Raw genomic sequence first — 19,450 nt, forward strand, 5'->3', positions numbered from 1 at the left:
CGTGCGACCGCTTTTTTTGGCGATGTCGCTAAATATTTGCGCGGCCCGTTCGTCTATCAGGAAGGAAAGCCGGAACGGGGCGCGCCCCGCCCGCCGCTTTCGCGTCAGATTTGCCGTTTTTCGCGTTATTGCCTGCCTTCCCTTTACCGACGTTGCCGATGACAGCCGCCCACGAGCCTTCTTCCCCGCCGTCCCTCGACGCTTCCCCCGGCCGCCCCGCGGCGCGCCTGATCCTTGCGCTGCTGCGCGAAAGCCGCGTGTCGCTCACGCTGGCGCTCACCGCGTGCGTGCTGAACGGCGTCGCGAGCGTGCTGCTCGTCGCGACGCTGAACCGCGCGCTGTCGCAACCGGGCGCCGCCGACGCCGCGCTCGCGTGGCGCTTCGCGCTGTGCGCGGTGATCGCGCTCGTCACGCGGATCGTGTCGGGCACGCTGTTCGCCCGCCTGTCGCAGGACACGATGGCGCGGCTGCGCGTGCATCTGGCGCGGCGCGTCGGCGCGGCCGAACTGCGCGACATCGAGCGGATCGGCGCGGCGCCCGTGCAGTCGGTGCTGACCGACGACGCGACCAACGTGTCGATGCTGTTCTTCGCGCTGCCGAACCTGGTCATGCACGGCTCGATCGTGTTCGGCTGCCTCGGCTATCTCGCGTGGCTGTCCTGGCCCGTGTGCGTGCTGGCGCTGGCCGCGATCGTCGCCGGCTCGCTCGGCTATCACACCGGCGACCGCCGCGCGATCGCGGCGCTCGAAGCGGCCGGCCAGGCGCAGGACCGCCTGTTCGGCTATCTCGGCTCGCTGTTCTCCGGCGCGAAGGAGCTGAAGCTGCACGACGCGCGCGCCCGCCAGTTCGTCGACGGCCAGCTCGGCGCCGCGATCGGCGAAGTGCGCGACCATCGGCGCCGCGCGTTCAGCGCGTATGCGGTCGGCGTCGGCTGGATCATCTTCCTGTTCTACGTGTTCCTCGGCATCGCGTCGTTCTGGCCGCAGCTCGGCGTGCATGCCGATCCGGCCGCGGCCGCCGGCTACGTCGTCGTGTTCCTGTTCATGCTCGTGCCGCTCGACGGCCTGCTGAACAACCTGCCGACCGTCAACGCGGCGCGCGTGTCGCTCACGCGGATCGAAGGCGTGATGGCCGAGTTCGGCGCGCTGCGCACGGTGCCGCCCGCGGCCGATGCGCCCGACGTGCCGCCGGCCGGCGCGGTCACGCTGCGCGGCGTCACGCATGCGTATTTCCACGAGCGCGACGAACGGATGTTCAGCATCGGGCCGATCGACCTGACGATCAAGCCGGGCGAACTCGTGTTCATCGTCGGCGGCAACGGCAGCGGCAAGACGACGCTCGCGAAGGTGTTGACGGGGTTGTACGAGCCCGAGGAAGGCACGATCGAGGTCGACGGCCGCACGATCGGCTGGCGCGAACGCGCGGCCTACCGGCAGCGCTTCAGCGCGGTGTTCAACGATTTCCATCTGTTCGATGCGCTGCTCGGCATCGTCGACCCCGACGATCCGTCGCGTGCGCAGGCCGATGCGCGGGCGAACGCGCTCGTCGCGAAACTCGCGCTCGACCACAAGGTGAAGGTGGTCGACGGCGCATTCTCGACGCGCGCGTTGTCGACCGGGCAGCGCAAGCGGCTCGCGCTCGTCGTCGCGTACCTGGAAGATCGCCCGTTCTACCTGTTCGACGAATGGGCGGCCGACCAGGATCCGTCGTTCAAGGCCGTGTTCTACGAACAACTGCTGCCCGAGCTGCGCGCGCGCGGCAAGGCCGTGATCGTGATCACGCACGACGACCGCTACTTCGATCTCGCCGACCGTCTGCTGAAGCTCGACAACGGGCGCATCGTCAGCGACACGCAGCCGGCGCGCCTGCGCGCGCAGGATGGCGTCGATGCGCTGAGCGCGTAACACGACACCGACAGTCGATCGAAAAAATCGCCGACATGCTGCATGGGCAGTGTGTCGGCGATGGTCGTTTCAGCGGGGAATGTGGCTGACTTGTAGCGAAAGGACAGGCGGAAGCCCCGCGTCGTCAAGTCGGTCGCCACGCCCTGCCCGTCAACGCGGCCTCGTCCGCACGCTCAACGCACGGCCGGCAGCTTCAGCACCGTATCGGTCATCACGTCGGCCAGCTTCAGCGCCGACATCGGCCCGCCGAACCCCCAGATGTTGCGCTCGATCAGCGCGATCCGATGCTCGCGCAGCGCGGGCACGAAACGCCACACCGGCGAATCGAGTTTCGTCGACAACGGCACGTCCATCCCCGATGCGGTCACGAACAGCACGGCCAGGTCGCGCTGCCGCAGCAGGTCGGCCGACGTCACGTACAGCGTGCCTTCCCGCGTCGGCTTCTTCGGCCACGGATCGAGCCCGAGCGCCCGCGCGAGGCCGGCCGACGTGCTGTTGCCGGTATAGGCCCAGTAACGATCGGGCAAGCCGAGATCCTGCAGCAGCGCGACGCGCTCGCCGTGGCGGCCCGCGGCCGCGAGCCGCGCCGCATTGCGCGCGATGCCGGCGTCGAGTTGCGCTTCGACCGCCTGCGCGCGCGCGTCGCGCCCCGTCACCGCGCCGATCGTCCGGAAGATCTGCCGCATCCAGTCGAGCTGCGTGACGGGCACGCCGCCTTCGGACACGTTCGGGCTGAACTGGAACAGGATCGTCGGCGCGATCCGGTCGAGCGCGTCGAAGATCGGTGCATGCCGGAACCCGACGCCGATGATCAGGTCCGGCTTGACCGCCGCGATCGCCTCGAGCCCGGGCTCCTGCCGCGAGCCGATGTCGGTCACGTGCGCGAGCTGCTCGCTCCGATAACCGAGCCAACCCGGATAGAACGCGGTATCGGCCATCCCGACCGGCACGAGGTCGAGCGCGATCACGCTTTCCGCGAACATGAAGTCGAGCGCGACCACGCGCTGCGGCCGAATGGGCATCTTCGCGCTGGCCTGCGACACGACGGGATTGCCGGCCAGCGACACGGCGCCTTGCGTACCGCCGGCGCTCCCGGCCACGGAAGCTGCGGCGGCCGATGCGGAAAACGCGCCGCACCACGCGACGCCGAGCGCGGCCGCGAGCGTCCCAAGCACATGCCGGCGGCCGGCGTGCGTCACCGGATCGCGTCCTGCTCGGCCAGCGCCGCGTCGTCCATCGTCAGTAGCAGGGGGCAGCTTCCACACAGTTGCGTTTCTCCAGGAATTTCGTAGCGCAGGCAGCACACGCGGCGCGCGCGAAACGGCGTCGGCAGCAGCGGCGAGCGCGGCACGGCATCGCGCACGGGCATGCGCAGCGGATTCGGCTCGCCGTGCACGCAGGTCGAGCCGAACAGCCAGTCCGCATCGCGGACGGGATCCGCCGCGCACGGCAGCGAACGATACGTATCGAGCAGATAGTCGAGCAGATTGCCCGCGTTGCTCCACAGCACGCGCGGCGTGACGCGGCCCATCGCGGCGAGCAGGTCGATCACCGCGCCGAGATGCGCGATGAGCCCCGCATAGCGCGGCTCAGGTTCGTCGCACGGCGCGCCGAGCGCATCGCTCGCGAAATACAGTGCGGCCGGCATCCCGTCGTCGAGCGCGACGAACGTGCGCTCGGGCGTCATGTCGAGCGGCCGGCCGAGCGTCAGCGCGGCGACGACGCCGGCCGGCGCCGCGCGGCCGAAATAGTATTTGCTCCATTGCGACATCAGCGCACGCGCATGCTGCGCCGGATCGCCGCCGTAATGGTCGACCATCGCGGCGAGCACGGCGTCGCGGTGCGCGGGCAACGCGCTGACGGGCACGACGATGCGGCCCGGCGCGTGCACATCGTCGGGCATGCCGAGCCACACGGCGTCGAGGTGCTCGGCGAACGGTTCCGGCGCGAACGCCGAAAAGCGCGTGGCGCGCGCGCCGTCGAGCGCCGGCGTCATCGCCCGGCGCGCCGGGCGCGGCGCCCCTCGAGAATCAGCAGCCCGAGCAGGTACGGCGCGCCGATCAGCGCGGTCAGCACGCCGGCCGGCACTTCGCGCGGCGCGACGACGGTGCGCGCCGCGAGATCCGCGACGCCGAGGATCAGTGCGCCGCACGCCGCCGCGAGCCACAGCCGCGTGCGATGTCGGCGCGCGCCGAGCATCGTCGCGACGTGCGGCGCCATCAGCCCGATGAAACCGACCGGCCCGACCGCCGCGACGGCCGCGCACGCGGCGAGCGTCGCGATCGTCAGCGCGAGCGGCCGCAGCGCGGCCACCGGCAGGCCGAGCGCGGCCGCCTGATCGTCGCCGAGCGCGAGCATGTCGAGCGGTTTCGCGAGCCACGCGAACACCGGCACCGCGAGCACGCACCACGGCAGCAGCATCGACACCTCGCCCCAGCTGCGGCCGTACGTACCGCCGACGAGCCATACGACGAAGCGCGCGGGCTGCACGCTTTCCTGCGTGATCAGCCATTGCGCGAGCGTGGTCCACAGCGCGCCGATCACGATGCCGGTCAGCGCGACCGCGAGCGGCGCGTAGCGATGCCGGTGATTCAGCGCGAGCGTGATCGCGAGCGACAGCCCGCCGCCGATCAGCGCGGCGGCGGCCAGCGTCACGTGGCCCATCAGCGGCCACGTCGACAATGCGAACAGCGTGACGAGCCCCGCGCCCTGCGTGACGCCGAGCACTTCCGGGCCCGCGAGCGGATTGCGCACGACGCTTTGCATCGCGACGCCGCTGACCGCCAGCAACGCGCCGGCGAGCAGCGCGCACAGCAAGCGCGGCAGGCGCAGGTCGATCAGCATCCGCGCGAGCGCATCGTGACCGGACAGCGCGGCCGACCAGCGCGCGGGCGACAGCCATTCGGGGCCGGCCGACACGCCGACAAAAACCACGAGCAAGCCCGCCACGACGAACAGCACGGTGCGCAACGGCCAGCCGAGCCGTTCGAGCCAGCCGACGAGCCGCGTCGAGCCGCCGCCCGCCGCACGTTCGGCATCCGCGTGCAGCACGCCCGACCACGCGGCGCCGCGCCGGATCATCGCGAGCATCAGCGGCGTGCCGACCAGCGCGATCGCGACGCCGGTCGACAGCGTCGCGTCGAGGCCCGATGCGAGCACCGCGCTATCGGTGACGAGCACGAGCGCGCCCCCGGCGAGCGCCGACAGCGGCACCAGCACGCCGAGCCGCGCCGCGCGCGCGCCGCGCACCTGGCGCAGCAGGTTCGGCGCGACGAGGCCGACGTACGACAGCGGGCCCGCGATGCTGACCGCCACGCTCGTGAACGCGACCGCGACGATCGTCGCGGCAAGCCGCGTCGCATCGACGCGCACGCCGGCCGCGGCCGCCGCATCGTCGCCGAGCGTGAGCGGATTCAGCGGCCGGATCACGAACGGCAGCGCGACCAGCGGCACGACGAGCCAGCGCGCGGCGAGCGCGAGGCCCGCCGCGCCCGGCTGGTACAGGCTGCCGTTGGTCCACAGCGCGGCGCCCGCGATGTTTTGCTCGAAGAACGCGAGCACGAGCGTCGACAGCGCCGCGAACAGCAGCATGCACACGCTGCCCGCGAGCACGAGCCGCAACGGCGTCGCGCGCCAGCCGCCCGCCGCGACGATCGCGCACGCGGCAGCCGCGAGCCCGCACACGAACAGCAGCGGCACCGACGCGACGCCCGCCAGCGCCGGCACCAGCATCGCCGCGAGCAGGCCGAGCTGGGCGCCGCCCGTCACGCCGAGCAGGTCGGGCGACGCGAGCGGATTGCGCGTGAGCGACTGGAACAGTGCGCCGGCGATGCCGAGGCTGCCGCCCGCGACGAGCGCGGCCGCGACGCGCGGCAGATTGAGGTCGAACAGGAATACGTGCGCGAGCGACGCGGCATCGCTGCCGGGCGCCGCGTCCCACCACACGCGCAGATCGGGGGCGATCCGCAGCGCCGCGAGCAGCGCGATCAGCGCGACGAGACCGAACGCGATCGCGCCGGCCCGGCCCTTCGCCGCGCTCTTGCCCGTCGCCGCGAGGCGCTTGCGCATCGCGAACGTCGTCATACGGCGAGATCCCGGTCGAAGACGCCGGCCGCCTGCGGCGCGCCGTCGGTCGACGGCCCGTAGGCCGGCACGCACATCGGCGCGCCCGTCTGCGGATGCGCGAGCTTCAGCATCTCGACGCCGAACGCCGCGCGCAGCCGCGCCGGCTCGAGCATCGCGTCGGGCGTGCCCTGCGCGACGAGACGGCCCGCGCGCATCAGCACGATCTCGTCGCTGTACGCGGCCGCCTGGTTCAGGTCGTGCAACACCCAGACGATCGTCAGCCCGCGCGCGCGGTTCAGCGCACGCAGCGCATCGAGGATGTCGAGCTGGTGATGAATGTCGAGATACGTCGTCGGTTCGTCGAGCAGCACGATCGGCGCCTGCTGCGCGAGCGCCATCGCGATCCACGCGCGCTGGCGTTCGCCGCCCGACAGCGCGCCGACGTCGCGCTCCGCATCGTTCGCAAGGCCGCTCGTGTCGAGCGCCTCGTCGATCGCCGCCTGATCGGCGCGCGACAGGCCGCGCAGGAAGCCGCCGTACGCATAGCGCCCGTACGCGACGAGTTCGCGCACCGTGAGGCCCGACGGAATCTGGTTGAACTGCGCGAGCATCGTCAGCTCGCGCGCGAGCGCGCGACGGCGAAACGATGCGAGCGGCTTGCCGTTGACTTCAACGTGGCCGGCACGCGCGGGCTGCAGGCCCGCGAGCGTGCGCAGCAGCGTGCTCTTGCCGCAGCCGTTCGGTCCGCACAGCGCGGTTACGCGGCCGGCCGCGATCGACAGGTCCAGCCCGTCGATCACGACATGGTCGCGATATCCCACCGACAGTCCGCGCGCGGCAAGCGCGGCGGTACGACGCGTCATCAATCCTCCGTTCGGTCGCGCGGGACCGTGTAACTCTGCGCCATCGCGACGACGACCTTGCGCGGCCCCTCGAACGGGTCGCGCGCATGCGCGGTCAGCATGTTGTCGAGCATCAGCACGTCGCCGGTGCGCCACGGGAACACGATGCGCTGCTGGTCGAGCACGCCGCGGATCTGCGCGAGCGCGTCGGCCTCGAGCGGTTCGCCGTCGCCGTAATACACGTTGCGCGGCACGTTCTCGAGCCCGACCGCGTCGACGAGCGCTTCCTGCATGTCGTCGTCGAGCGCCGACAGGTGAAACAGGTTCGCCTGGTTGAACCATACGCGGTCCCCCGTGCGCGGATGGCGCGCGACGGCCTGGCAACGCTCGCGCGTGCGCAGCAGCAGTTCGCCGTCGTCGTCGGTGCGCCACGCGCACTCGATGCCGCGCGCCGCGCACATCCGCTCGACCTCGGCCGGCTCGTCGGTGCCGAACGACTGCTGCCACGGCAGATCGAGACCCTGCCCGAAATTGCGCACGTACAGCAGCTCGCGCTTCTCGAAGCGCGCGACGAGCGCCGGATCGAGCGCGCGGTAAACGGCGCGGCTGTCCGCGATCGGCGTCGCCCCGCCCTTCGGCGCGGCGAGCGCGCAGTGGAACCAGATCCGCAGCGGCCATTCGCGTGTGTACGACTGCTCGTTGTGCAGCGGAATCGCGCGGTGCGGCGGGTATTCGGTCGACGTGTAGACCGCGCCTTCGACCTGGCTGCGCGGCGTCGACGCGTATTCATAGCCGATCAGCGGATCGCCGAACGAGGCCGCGAATTGCTGGAACGTGTCGATCGACGGCACGCGAAAGCCCGTGAACAGCACGCCGCCCGCCCGTTCGAGCGTGTCGGCCGCGATCTCGCGCGCGAGTGGCGCGACGTCGTCGATCGACATCCCGTCGTTGCCGCGCGGCGACACGACGGTGGGCAGTCCCGGCTCGATACGCAGGTCGTCGAGCGTCGGCAACGAAAGCAGGGTCATGCAACGTCCTCTTCAGGTGACGCGCCGCACATGCGGCGCAACGGGTCACGACGCGCGCGTCGCGCGCTCGCCGTCCATCGCGCGGCGCAGGCTCGCGGGGCGCATGTCGGTCCAGACGGTTTCGATGTGCGCGAGACAGTCGGCCTTCGGGCCGCTCACGCCGATCTCGCGCCAGCCGGCGGGCACGGGCCGGAACGTCGGCCAGATCGAATACTGTTCTTCGTCGTTGATGACGACCGTATAGACGAGATCGTCGGTGTCGGCGGAAGGCGTCGGGGCTTGCGTCATGATCGGAAATCGCTGGGCGGTTGAAGGAAGCGAAGCGGCGGATTCGGCCGCTCCTGTCTGATAGACGGTTGGCCGGCGCGTTTTTTTACCGCCGCCGTGCGCGGCCGCCCAGGAACACCGGGCAGGCGACGCCGCGATGGCATGCGTCGAGGCACTCCGCGCAGTGGCGCTCCGCGTCGCGCACCATGAAATGCACGAGCGTCTGCGACACGTTCAGCGCACGCGCCGCGGTCTGCAGCGTCTCCTCGCGCAGCCGCACCATCTCGAATGCCGCCCGGCTGCGCGCCGGCAGGTCGTCGAGCGCGGCGCACACGCGCCGCAGCGTATCGCGCGTCATCAACGCGGCTTCCGGCGTCGGCTCGGGCGACGGCACGTCGTAGCCGTCGTCCTCTTCGGTGTGATAGACGTTTTCGAGGCTTTGCCGGCGGCACGCGTCGATCGATGCGTTGCGCACCATCCGCGTCACGTACGCGACCGGCTGGCGCACCGCGTCCTGATTGGGGAACTCGACGAGTTTCACGAACACGTCGTGCACGACGTCCTCCGCGCGGCTCGCGCAGCCGACGAAGCCGCGCGCGACGTTGACGAGCATCGCGCGATGCGAGATCAGCACATCGAGCAGCGCGCCCTGCGCACGCGGCTCGGACGCCCGGCGCGCACGCGGCGCGGCGCGCGGCGGCAGGTCCGGATAACTGCCGAGGAACGGGTTTGCCGCTGCCGCTACCGGTCGGTCGAGCACTTCCGCCATCGCCATCGATCTGCTCCGTCAAATTCCGAGATAAGGGAATTTAACGTAAACGCAAATCATTCTCAATCCGATTACGAGATAACCCTTTAGGTTAGCGGGATTTGTCTGAACAATTGCCGAAATGCCTGCTTCGGCGGACAGGACGAACGCGACGGGTCTACGAAGCACGGCAAGCTTTCCGGGCCGAAGGAAGTTGCCCGGTGACCGAAACGGCCGAGATTCACGACGCGGCCGCGCCCACCGCCGTCAGTAGATGAACAACCGGATCGTCGCCGTCGCATCGAACCGCCCGATCTTCGGCGGCCCGAACGACTTCAGCACCGCGTCCATCAGCACGCTCTGATTCATTACGTTGGACGCGAACTGAGCCAGCGTGAACTGCTGGTTGAACGGAATGGCCTTGCCCTGGCTATCCTCGATGCCGATCCCGAAATTGCTGTCCTGCGCCGGCACCAGCAAACCGTTCTGGACCGGAAAACTCGTTTCGAAATACCCGTCCACCCGCACCGCGACGTTGCATTTCTTGGTCAGCGACAACGAGAACCGCTTGCGGGGCACCGCCGGCATGAAGCCGTTACCCGCCGCCTGCACCTGCCCGAAATTGACGATGCCCGGTTCGGGCGTCACGAGGACGTCGACGAAGCACGGCGTCGGCTTGAGGTTGCGCAGGCCGCTCAGCCGGTACTGGAAGCTCGTGCCGAACGCATTCAGCCCGAACTCGCCGTCGAACTGGAACACCGTGTAGATATCGCTCGGCGGCTGGATCCAGTTGCCCTTCTTGCGCACGACGACCTGGTAGTCGATGCTGATGTTCGTGCGCTGGCAACGCCCGCGGTCGAAGTCGTACCGGGTGCACGGCGGCACCGAATACCCGGTAAACACCCCGCCGCCGCGATTGCTGGTCTTGTCGAAATAATCGACGCCCTTGTAGCGGATGCCGATCTCGAGTCCCCATGCGGCAGGGTCCGTACGATTCGGATTCGCGTAGAAGTAGATGTTGTCGACGACCTTCAGGCTGCCGGCGTCCCCCAGGTCCTTGTAGCAATACCCCGACGTCGTGCGCACCGGCGACACCCAGATCACGTAGCCGTCCGGCGCGTCGGTCGGATACGACGCCACGCCGCCGATCGGCTCGGTCAACGACGTCGCGCCGCTGTTCGTCAGGCAGCGCAGCGCCCACGCCGGCTGCACGGCCGCGATCAGCAGCGCGAGGACGACCCAGCGCAGCCATGCCGCTGGCGCCGCCCGATGACGCATGCCCGCGCTCATTGCTTCACGCTCTTGCACACACCGGCGTCGCACGCATACTCGACCGCCACCTGGCCGCCGTAATCGTCGATATGCGTGACGAACAGCGTCGCCGGCGTCGCGGCCTTGAACGGCACGTCGGCCGTGCTCATCGGGCTCACCATCACCGGCTCGATCGGCACCGGCGTCTTCTGCGCGCCCGCGCTCACGTCGACCACCGTCACGTGGTACGGCGTCGGGTTGTCGAACACCAGCTTGTGCGCGGCCGCCTCCACCCGCAGCGTCATCGGCAGCGTCCAGTCCTCGTCGCGCGCGGGCTGCACGGCCTTCGGCCGGTAGAACAGCTTCATCTGCGTATGCAGCGCGATCTGCAGCGTGTTCGGCGTATCGGTCTTCGGCGGCACTTCGCGGATGTTCAGGTAGAACACCGTTTCGCGATCGGCCGGCAACTCGGTGCCCGGCAGCTTCGCGATCCGCAGCACGTTGCGCTCGTTCGCCTCGATGCGCTGCAGCGGCGGCACGACCATCAGCGGCGATGTGGTCTTGTTGCCCTTCGCGTCCTCGAGCCACGACTGCACGAGATACGGATATGTCGCGCTCTTGTTGGTGATCGTCACGATCGCGGCCTGCTCGCCTTCGTTGAAGATCACGCGCGTGCGATCGGGCACGATCGCCGCCTGCGCGGCGCCAGCCAGCATCGCGCCGACGGTCGCGAACGCGCACAGCGCGCGCCGCGGGAAAGAAAGGGAGAAAGCGTTCTTCATCGCTGGATCCATGAAAATCATCGTTCGACCCGCGCGGCCGCCGCATGCGACTCGCCCGGTGTCCGGCACGTCACCGGAATCGGCGTGCCTTCGAGTTGGAGCTGATTCGGCAGCGCGTCGATCGTGCACAGCGTGCGTTCGCCCGCCCGCACCGCCAGCGCGGATTTCGGCTGAACCTGGGTCAGGAACGCCGCGCCGCCCTCGCCGACGATGCCGAGCTCCTTGCCGTTCGCCGCGTCCTGCACCGACGCGCCGAACGGCAGCGCGTGGCCGGCCGCGTCGGTCAGCGTCAGGTACAGGTTGCTGCCGCGCGCGGCGGAGAACTTCACGAAGCCGATCGCGCCGTCGGTCAGCACCATGCGCTGGATCGGGTTCGTCACCTGCACTTCGAGCGGCAGCTTCTCGACGTTCACGGTCGCGTCGTACACGTTGTAAGGCGAGATGCCGTCGAGGACCGCGTAGCCGCGCGAATCGGTGTGCGTGAGCGTGCCGGACAGCGGCACGTCGGGCACGCCGTCGGTCGACACCAGCAGCCGCGTATCGCCCGCGTTGCCGTTCGCGTGCGCGGACACGCCGTACTGCGTCGCGACGAACGAGCCGTCGACTTCGAGCGACGCGGCCGCATACGCATTGGCGAGCGTCGATGCCTGCGCGGTGAGCTGGTACGCCGACGTGCGCTGCCGGAAGCTCGCGTTCGCCGACGCGCGGCCGTCGGTCTCGCCCGCATTGACCTGATAGGTGCGGCCGGCCGGATCGTCGTAGATGTAGCCCGCGTTCACGCTGGTGCTGCCGTTGCCCGTCGTCAGGTTCGACGTGACGGTGTGGCGGCCGCCGATCGGCAGCGTCGCGGTGACCGAGAACTGGTTGCCGCTCGCGCCGGCGCTTTGCGTGCGGAATGCCGACACGCTGACGTTCAGGTTGCGCAGCGTGCCGATCGAGAATGCACGCGTGAGCGTCAGGCCGACGCGCTGCTCGGACGCGCGCGCCCAGTAGGTCGTCTGGTCGTACGAGAAATAGGTCGACGTGTCGCCGAAGCGCTTCGACAGCGTCGCCGAATAGCGCTGCTTGCTGTTGGCGAGGCCGTACGCGGTCGGGTCGCCGGAGAACTGCGCGAAGCTGGTGTACTCGCGCTCGGAGAAGCGGTAGCCGAAGAAGCGCACGTCCGCATCGAGCCCGTCGAAGTGCTTCGAATAGTTGATCCGATACGAGTTGCCGTTGCGTGTCGCGCCGTTCCACCACAAGCGCGCCCGCGCATGCGTGACGTCGGCCGACACCGCGCCGAACGCGCCGAAATCGCGGCCGACGCCGAGCGCGATCGACGTATAGCCCGACGCGGCGATGAAGCCGCCATACGCGGTGACGTCGAACGGCAGGCCGTACGCGATTTCGCCGAAGCCGAAGAACGGCGTGATGCCGGCGCCGCCGAACAGCCGCGGCTTGCCGACCGCGGCCTTGTAGCGCAACTGGCCGGTGCGCGCGAGGAACGGCACGGCGGCCGTCGTCACCTGGAAGCGCTGCACGCTGCCGTCCTCTTCCTCGACCGCGACGTCGAGCGTGCCCTGCACGCTCGTGTTGATGTTCTGCAGCGCAAATGCGCCCGGCGACACGCGCGTCACGTACAGCACGCGGCCGGCCTGCGACACGGTCACGGTCGCGTTGGTGCGCGCGACGCCCGAGATCAGCGGCGCATAGCCGCGCAGCGACGGCGGCAGCATGCGGTCGTCGCTGCGGATCGACGCGCCCGTCAGCGCGAACGTGTCGAAAATGTCGGAGGTCAGGTAGTCGTCGCCGAACGTCACCGTCGACTGGATCGACGGCAGTGCGCGAAACGCATAAAGCCGGCTGAAGCGGAACGTGCGGTCCGCGTACGCGGTGTTGCCCACGTTCGATTGCGCCTGGTAGTCGCCGCGAAAACGCCACGCATCCCAGTTCGCGCCGACCGTCCCGTACGCCTGGATCGCATTCGTCTGCCCGCCGCCCGCACCGAAGTTGCGGTTCGTGTTCGCGATCACGCGATAGTCGAGCATCGCGCCGGGAATCCCTTCGGACCAGTGCTCCGGCGGCAGGTAGGTCGAATCGGTGAATTCGAGCGCCGCCTGCGGAATCGTGATCTTGAGCCGCCCGTCGCTTTTCAGGTAACGCACGGTCGCCCCTTCGATCGCGGCCAGGTCGACGCAGCTACCGCCCCGGAAGCGCGGCAGGTCCTTGACCAGCGACGGCTTCAGGCCGAACCGCGCGACGAGCTCCGGCCGCAGGCACGGCTTGCCCGCGCCCGTCGCATCGACCGCCACGAATTCGATCGGCTGCAATCCGAGGTACAGGTCGTTGACCTGCAGGTCGAGCATGTACTCGCCGGGCAGCGTGAAGTCGGCCTGCGAGAACTGCGACAGGTCGACGTTGCGCGTTCCGTCGATGTCGAGGAACGACGAATTGAATTCCGTCGCCTGGCTCTGGCTGCCGACGACCAGCACGGAGACGCAAAGGAAGGAATGTCTGATTCGCACGCGGTGCTACCGGGAGTCCGAGGAGAAGGAAAACGAGAGGAAGGACGAAGGAGGAAGGGATGCACGCATCCCTCCTCCGGTACGGATGCTTACTGGTAGCGGACCGTGAAGTTCGCGACGCCGTCGGCGGTACCCGGCGTCACGCCGGCTGCCGTCGCTTCGTACATCGCCGCGAAGCGCGCGATGTTCGTGCCGTTCTGCAGCAGCGTCGGCGCCTTCTGCTCGGCGCCGTTGTCGAGGTATTCGCCCGACGCGGCCTGCAGGCGGATGCCGACGTTGGTTGCCGAACCGATCGTGGCGAGCAGCTTCGGCTGGCCCGCGCTCGACGTGCCCGTGAACGTGAAGTACGCGTTCTTCGCGACGCTGGTGTCGCAATCGGTCAGCTTGATGTCGAAGTTGGTCGGCGTGGACTTGTCGCCGGCTTGCTTGAACACGTTGGTCGGCACCTTGCCGAGGTTCACGGTCTGGTTGACCGAGCCCGAGTCGATGCCGCATGCGCCCGCGACGATCTCGCCCGTGAAGTTGATCGTGCCGGTGCCCGCTGCGAAGGCCGAGGTGGACAGGGCTGCGAGTGCGACAGCGCTCAGGATGGATTTTTTCATGAGGTTTCCCGTAAGGAGTGCAAATGGAATGGACGACGTGGCGGACACAAACGACAGCGCGTGGTGGCTCCCGTCCGACACGAGGCGGCATTATCGAGATAACCACGAAAGATGTCTGTAAATCATTGTCAAATGTATCTGACAATGTTCGATTTACCCCTCCAAAACCTCATTAATTCCCTTCCATTTTCAATCCCGGATTTTTTATCCGCAGTCCTTTTTGATTTTCCGGAACCGATTGAAGATTAAGGGAATTTCTTGCCGATAATCATCGACGCCGCGCACTTCCTTGCTGGCGCCGGCTTGCGCAGGACCGCCGCTCAAAGGACAAAACATTGTCCAACACCGCCATCGTTGTCCGATTACAACGCCAATATCGAATCATTTTCAACTGACAGGAAATTAACGATGGCATTCCATCAATATGGATTTATCGCGCAAACGATTGCGCAAGAATACAAACGTTTTACCGCGACACTTTGCCGCCACCATTAATTCCGATATGTTGATTAATCCATTCGTCAATTGCCGATCTTGAATCGCATGCATGCGCGGCCGCTGGAACGCGGCTCGCTTGCCGGATTGGACGAGATGAAAAAGGAAAGAACGCGGCACACGTTTGCGCCGGGGAGCGGCACGACCGGTCGCCGGATGCGGGTGGCAGGGAAGCAACCGCTCTGCCCTGCCGGGAGATGAAAAGGAGGCGCGGAACAGCGCCAGGAAGCGCCGATGCCGCGCGGCGAAACGACGGGCATCACGCGCTGTCGAAGCAGCGGCCGCACGTTGAATCGTACGGCCGCCGTCATGTCGCCCGACACGCTGCCGCGTCAGGCGACGCGTCGCACGTCACGCGGAAGCCGCGGCCTCCGCCGTTGCCGGCGCCCAGCCGCCGCCGAGCGCGCGATACAGCGCGATCGCGTTCGCGAGCCTGAGCTGCCTGAGCCGGATCAGCTCCTGCCCCGACTCGTACGTGCTGCGCTGCGCGTCGAGCAGCTCGAGATAGGTCGCGACGCCGCCCGCATAGCGGCGCTCCGCGAGCCTCAGCCGTGCGCCGTCCGCCGCATATACGTCCTGCTGCGCGGCAAGCTGCCGGTCGATCCAGTCGCGCGCGGCGAACGCATCGGCCACTTCGCGAAACGCGGTCTGCACCGCCTTCTCGTATTCGGCGACCGCGATGTCCTTGCGCGCGTGCGCGACGTCGAGGTTCGCGCGATTGCGACCACCCGCGAAGATCGGCAGCGTGATGCGCGGCGCGAACGTCCACACGCTGGTGCCGGCCGCGAACAGGCTCGAGAACGCGTCGCTCACCGAGCCGTAGTCGGTCGTCAGCGCGACGCGCGGGAAGAACGCCGCGCGCGCCGCGCCGATGTTCGCGTTCGCGGCCTTCAGCCGCGCCTCGGCCTGCCGGATGTCTGGCCGCCGTTCGAGCAGTTCGCTCGGCGCGCCCGGCGCCACGGGCGCGATCGACAGCGTGTCGAGCGCGGTCGCGTCGTCGGGCACGTTGCGCGCGAAGTCGCCCGCCAGCAGTTGCAGCGCCCGTACGGCCTGCGCATGCTCGCGCTGCAGCGCGGCCTGCGATGCGCGCGCGGACGCCACCAGCATCTCGGCCGAACGCAGCTCGATCGCGTCGCTCGTGCCGGCGGCATAGCGGCGTTGCGTGAGCGCGGCCACCCGTTCGCGGGCTTCGAGCGTGCGCTCAGCGAGCGCCAGTTGCTCGTGCAACGATCGTTCGGAAACGTACGCGCCCGCCACCTCGGCGATCACACCGATACGGACCGTGCGCTGCGCGTCGGCAGTCGCGAAATACTCGGCGAGCGCCGCGTCGGACAGGTTGCGCACCCGGCCGAACAGATCGAGCTCGTATGCGCTGACGCCGACGCCCGCACGATACAGCCCGCTGATCGCGCTTTCGCGCACGACCGGGTCGTACTGGCGCGCGCGTTCGTAGCCGAGATTCGCGTCGACCGACGGCATCCGGTCCGCGCGCTGCACGCCGTACAGCGCGCGCGCTTCCTCGAGCCGGCCGGCCGCGATCCGCAGGTCGCGATTATTCGCGAGCGCCGCGTCGATCCACGCCTGCAGCGCCGGATCGGTGAAATACGCATGCCAGTCGTCGAGCAGCGCGGCATCCCGTGCCGCGCTCGGTAGGGCCGCCGGCGCCGTACTGCCGTCGACCGGCGCATAGGACGCCGGCACCGGCGCCGCCGGGCGCTCGTAACGCGGCGCGAGCGAGCACCCGGCGAGCGCGAGCGCGGCGGCCAGCGCGACCGGCGCCCGCCGCGCGGCGCGTGCATTCAGCGCGAATATCATGGTTGCGAACCCTCCATCGTCGTCGGCTGCGCACCGCCGCGCCGGCGCGGGCCGACGTCGAACAGGCGGCCGACGATCACGAAAAACAGCGGGACGAGGAACACCGCGAGCACGGTCGCCGTGATCACGCCGCCGAGCACGCCGGTGCCGATCGCCGTCTGCGCGCCGGACGCGGCGCCCGACGCGAACGCGAGCGGCAGCACGCCGACGCCGAACGCGAGCGACGTCATCACGATCGGCCGCAGCCGCAGGCGCGCGGCCTCGAGCGCCGCGTCGACGAGCGACATGCGCTGCGCGACGAGATCCTTCGCGACTTCGACGATCAGGATCGCGTTCTTCGCGGACAGCCCGATCGTCGCGATCAGCCCCACCTTGAAATAGATGTCGTTCGGCATCATCCGCAGCGTCACGCCGAGCACCGCGCCGATCACGCCGAGCGGCACGACCAGCATCACCGCGAACGGAATCGACCAGCTCTCGTAGAGCGCCGCGAGCGCGAGGAACACGACGAGCACCGACAGCGCGAACAGCATCGGCGCCTGCGCGCCCGACAGCCGCTCCTCGAACGACTGCCCCGACCACGCATGGCCGATGCCGGCCGGCAGCTTCGCGGCGATCCGCTCGATCGCGGCCATCGCGTCGCCGCTGCTGTGGCCGGCCGCGGCCGAGCCGTTGATCGTGAACGACGGATAGCCGTTGTAGCGCGTGAGCTGCGGCGGCCCCATCGTCCAGTGCAGCGTCGTGAACGCCGCGAGCGGCACCATCTCGCCGCGCGCGTTGCGCACGCGCAGCTTCTTCACGTCGTCCGGATCGAGCCGGTGCCGCCCGTCGGCCTGCACCATCACGCGCCGCACCTGCGTGCCGTGCATGAAGTCGCCGATATAGTCGGAGCCGAACATCACCGCGAGCGTCGTGTTGATCTCGTCCATCGACACGCCGAGCGCGGACGCCTTCGCGCGATCGATGTCGAGCTTCAGTTGCGGCGCATCCTGCGTGCCCGCGAACATCAGGTCGGTGAGCGCGCGATCCTTGCCGCCCGCCGCGAGCAGTTGCTCGCGCGCGGCGCTGAACGTCGCGTAGTCGAGCCCGCCGCGGTTCTGCAGCCGGAAGTCGAAGCCGCTCGACGAGCCGAGATCGGGCAGCGCCGGCGAGTTCATCGCGAAGACCGTCGTGTTCGGCGTGCCCGCGAAGCGCTCGTTGATGCGCGCGACGATCGACTGCACGTGATCGCGCACGGCCTTGCGCTCCTTCCAGTTCTTCAGCGTGACGAAGATCATCCCGCCGTTCGGCCCTTCGCCGTACAGGTTGAAGCCGCCGAGCGCATACGTATAGGCGGTCGGCTCGTCGCGGCGGATCGCCGACTCGACCGCGCGCACGCTCTGCATCGTTTCCGCGAGCGGCGTGCCTTGCGGGCGGATCACCATCACCATGAAGTTGCCCTGGTCCTCGTCCGGCAGGAATGCGGTCGGCAACTGCGTGAGCATCAGCACCGCGGCCGCGGTCAGCGCGCCGTACACGACGAGCCAGCGCAGCGGCTTCTTCAGCATCGTGCCGACCCGCGTCGCATAGCGCTGCGTCGCGCGCGCGACGAAGCGGTTGAACCCGCCGAAGAAGCCGCGCTTCTCGTGATGATCGCCGGCCACCGGCTTGAGCAGCGTCGCGCACAGCGCGGGTGTCAGCGACAGCGCGAGGAAGGCCGAGAAGCCGATCGACACCGCGAGCGACAGCGCGAACTGCCGGTAGATGTTGCCCACCGCGCCGCCGAAGAACGCCATCGGCACGAACACCGACGTCAGCACCACGGTGATCCCGACGATCGCGCCGCTGATCTGCTGCATCGCCTTGACGGTCGCGTCGTACGGCGCGAGCCCCTCCTCGACCATCAGCCGCTCGACGTTCTCGACGACGACGATCGCGTCGTCGACGAGGATGCCGATCGCGAGCACCATCCCGAACATCGTCAGCACGTTGATCGAGAAGCCCGCCGCATACATCACGCCGAACGTGCCCGCGAGCGCGACCGGCACGACGAGCGTCGGGATCAGCGTCGCGCGCAGGTTCTGCATGAACAGGAACATCACGAGGAACACCAGCACGCCGGCCTCGATCAGCGTCGTGACGACCTTGTTCATCGACACGCGCACGAACGACGACGTCTCGTACGGAATCTGGTATTTCACGCCCGGCGGGAAGTATCGGGACAGCTCGTCCATCGTCGCGCGCACGCGCTTCTCGGTGGACACCGCGTTCGAGCCCGGCGCGAGCTTGATGCCCATCCCGGTCGCGACCTTGCCGTTCACGTACGACGGATAGTTGTAGTCGTTGCCGCCGAATTCGACGCGCGCGACGTCGCGCAGGAACAGCGCGGAGCCGTCGGCCCGCGCGCGCAGCGCGATCGCGCCGAAATCGGCTGGCGTCTTCAGCGGCGCGTCCGCGAACACGGTCGCCGCGATCGGCGCGCTGTCCGGCACCGCGCTGCGGCCGATGTCGCCGATCGTCACGCGCGCGTTGTGCGCGCGCACGGCCGACGCGATGTCCGACGCGGTGAGCCCGTGCCCGGCCAGCTTCACCGGGTCGGGCCAGATCCGCATCGCATATTCGGCGCCCCAGAACTGCACCTTGCCGACGCCCTCGACGCGGCGCAGCGCCTGCACGACGTTCGCCGACGCGTATTCGCCGAGCTGCACGTCGGTCATCCGGCCGTCGTCGGACGTCAGCGACACGACGAGCTGGATATTGTCGGCGGCCTTCTCGACCTGGATGCCGTCGCGGCGCACGGGCTCGGGCAGGCGCGCGTCGACCGTCTTCAGCCGGTTCTGCACTTCGACGGCCGCGAGATCGGCGTTCACGCCCTGCTTGAACGTCAGGTACAGCGACGCCGCGCCGGCGCTGCTCGTCGCGGACGTATACAGCAGCCCCGGCGCGCCGTTCATCTCGCGCTCGATCAGCGCGGTCACCGATTCCTCGACGACCTGCGCGGACGCGCCCGGGTACGTCGCATAAATGCTGACGACGGGCGGCGCGATGTCCGGGTACTGCGCGACGGGCAGCGCGCGAATCGCGAACAGGCCACCCAGCATGATGAAGATCGCGATCACCCATGCGAAGACGGGGCGATCGATGAAGAAACGTGCCATGTTGGTTTGA

14 protein-coding genes are annotated in these 19,450 nt (G+C 68.9%); 1 reads left to right on the plus strand and 13 read right to left on the minus strand.

Annotated features, from left to right (window positions below):
• The first annotated feature begins 158 nt into the window (after positions 1–158).
• Complete coding sequence (locus tag HWX76_RS08260) at positions 159–1,904, plus strand: cyclic peptide export ABC transporter (RefSeq protein WP_124556434.1); 1,746 nt, start codon at positions 159–161, stop codon at positions 1,902–1,904.
• Positions 1,905–2,077: 173 nt separating this feature from the next.
• On the opposite strand, the gene HWX76_RS08265 is transcribed toward HWX76_RS08260, so the two are convergent.
• From HWX76_RS08265 to HWX76_RS08325, 13 genes are all read right to left on the minus strand, one after another.
• On the minus strand, positions 2,078–3,103 hold the full coding sequence (locus HWX76_RS08265; protein WP_176015678.1) for an iron-siderophore ABC transporter substrate-binding protein: 1,026 nt from the start codon (positions 3,101–3,103) through the stop codon (positions 2,078–2,080).
• Positions 3,100–3,900, minus strand: coding sequence for a siderophore-iron reductase FhuF (gene fhuF, locus HWX76_RS08270; protein ID WP_176015679.1), 801 nt, complete (start codon positions 3,898–3,900; stop codon positions 3,100–3,102). The genes HWX76_RS08265 and fhuF overlap by 4 nt, the downstream gene beginning before the upstream one ends.
• Positions 3,897–5,987, minus strand: a complete 2,091-nt coding sequence (gene fhuB / locus HWX76_RS08275; RefSeq protein ID WP_176015680.1) for a Fe(3+)-hydroxamate ABC transporter permease FhuB — start codon at positions 5,985–5,987, stop codon at positions 3,897–3,899. Before fhuB ends, fhuF begins: the two co-directional genes overlap by 4 nt.
• Positions 5,984–6,832: an ABC transporter ATP-binding protein gene (locus HWX76_RS08280; protein ID WP_176015681.1), complete on the minus strand. Its 849-nt coding sequence runs from the start codon at positions 6,830–6,832 to the stop codon at positions 5,984–5,986. Before HWX76_RS08280 ends, fhuB begins: the two co-directional genes overlap by 4 nt.
• Positions 6,832–7,839 (minus strand): TauD/TfdA family dioxygenase, encoded by a 1,008-nt coding sequence (locus tag HWX76_RS08285; RefSeq protein WP_089467403.1) that lies wholly within the window; start codon positions 7,837–7,839, stop codon positions 6,832–6,834. Before HWX76_RS08285 ends, HWX76_RS08280 begins: the two co-directional genes overlap by 1 nt.
• Before the next feature lie 45 nt (positions 7,840–7,884).
• The gene (locus HWX76_RS08290) at positions 7,885–8,127 is read right to left on the minus strand and encodes an MbtH family NRPS accessory protein (RefSeq protein ID WP_050012606.1); all 243 of its coding nucleotides are present in this window, start codon (positions 8,125–8,127) and stop codon (positions 7,885–7,887) included.
• A gap of 85 nt (positions 8,128–8,212) precedes the next feature.
• On the minus strand, positions 8,213–8,881 hold the full coding sequence (locus tag HWX76_RS08295) for an RNA polymerase factor sigma-70 (protein WP_050012605.1): 669 nt from the start codon (positions 8,879–8,881) through the stop codon (positions 8,213–8,215).
• A 240-nt stretch (positions 8,882–9,121) separates the two neighbouring features.
• Positions 9,122–10,144, minus strand: coding sequence for a fimbrial protein (locus HWX76_RS08300; protein ID WP_050012604.1), 1,023 nt, complete (start codon positions 10,142–10,144; stop codon positions 9,122–9,124).
• The gene (locus HWX76_RS08305; protein WP_050012603.1) at positions 10,141–10,887 is read right to left on the minus strand and encodes a molecular chaperone; all 747 of its coding nucleotides are present in this window, start codon (positions 10,885–10,887) and stop codon (positions 10,141–10,143) included. Before HWX76_RS08305 ends, HWX76_RS08300 begins: the two co-directional genes overlap by 4 nt.
• Positions 10,888–10,904: 17 nt before the next feature.
• Positions 10,905–13,358 carry a fimbria/pilus outer membrane usher protein gene (locus HWX76_RS08310; RefSeq protein ID WP_176015721.1) on the minus strand — a complete coding sequence of 818 codons (2,454 nt, stop codon included), beginning with the start codon at positions 13,356–13,358 and terminating at the stop codon, positions 10,905–10,907.
• 122 nt (positions 13,359–13,480) lie between these two features.
• Positions 13,481–13,993 carry a fimbrial protein gene (locus tag HWX76_RS08315; protein WP_050012601.1) on the minus strand — a complete coding sequence of 171 codons (513 nt, stop codon included), beginning with the start codon at positions 13,991–13,993 and terminating at the stop codon, positions 13,481–13,483.
• Positions 13,994–14,839: 846 nt separating this feature from the next.
• Complete coding sequence (locus HWX76_RS08320) at positions 14,840–16,300, minus strand: efflux transporter outer membrane subunit (protein ID WP_050012690.1); 1,461 nt, start codon at positions 16,298–16,300, stop codon at positions 14,840–14,842.
• Entirely contained in the window at positions 16,300–19,440 is a 3,141-nt protein-coding gene (locus tag HWX76_RS08325; RefSeq protein WP_176015683.1) for a multidrug efflux RND transporter permease subunit, read from the minus strand. Before HWX76_RS08325 ends, HWX76_RS08320 begins: the two co-directional genes overlap by 1 nt.
• Positions 19,441–19,450: the final 10 nt, after the last annotated feature.

The organism is Burkholderia sp. BCC0398 (assembly GCF_902833245.1).
Classification (GTDB): Bacteria; Pseudomonadota; Gammaproteobacteria; order Burkholderiales; family Burkholderiaceae; genus Burkholderia; species Burkholderia sola.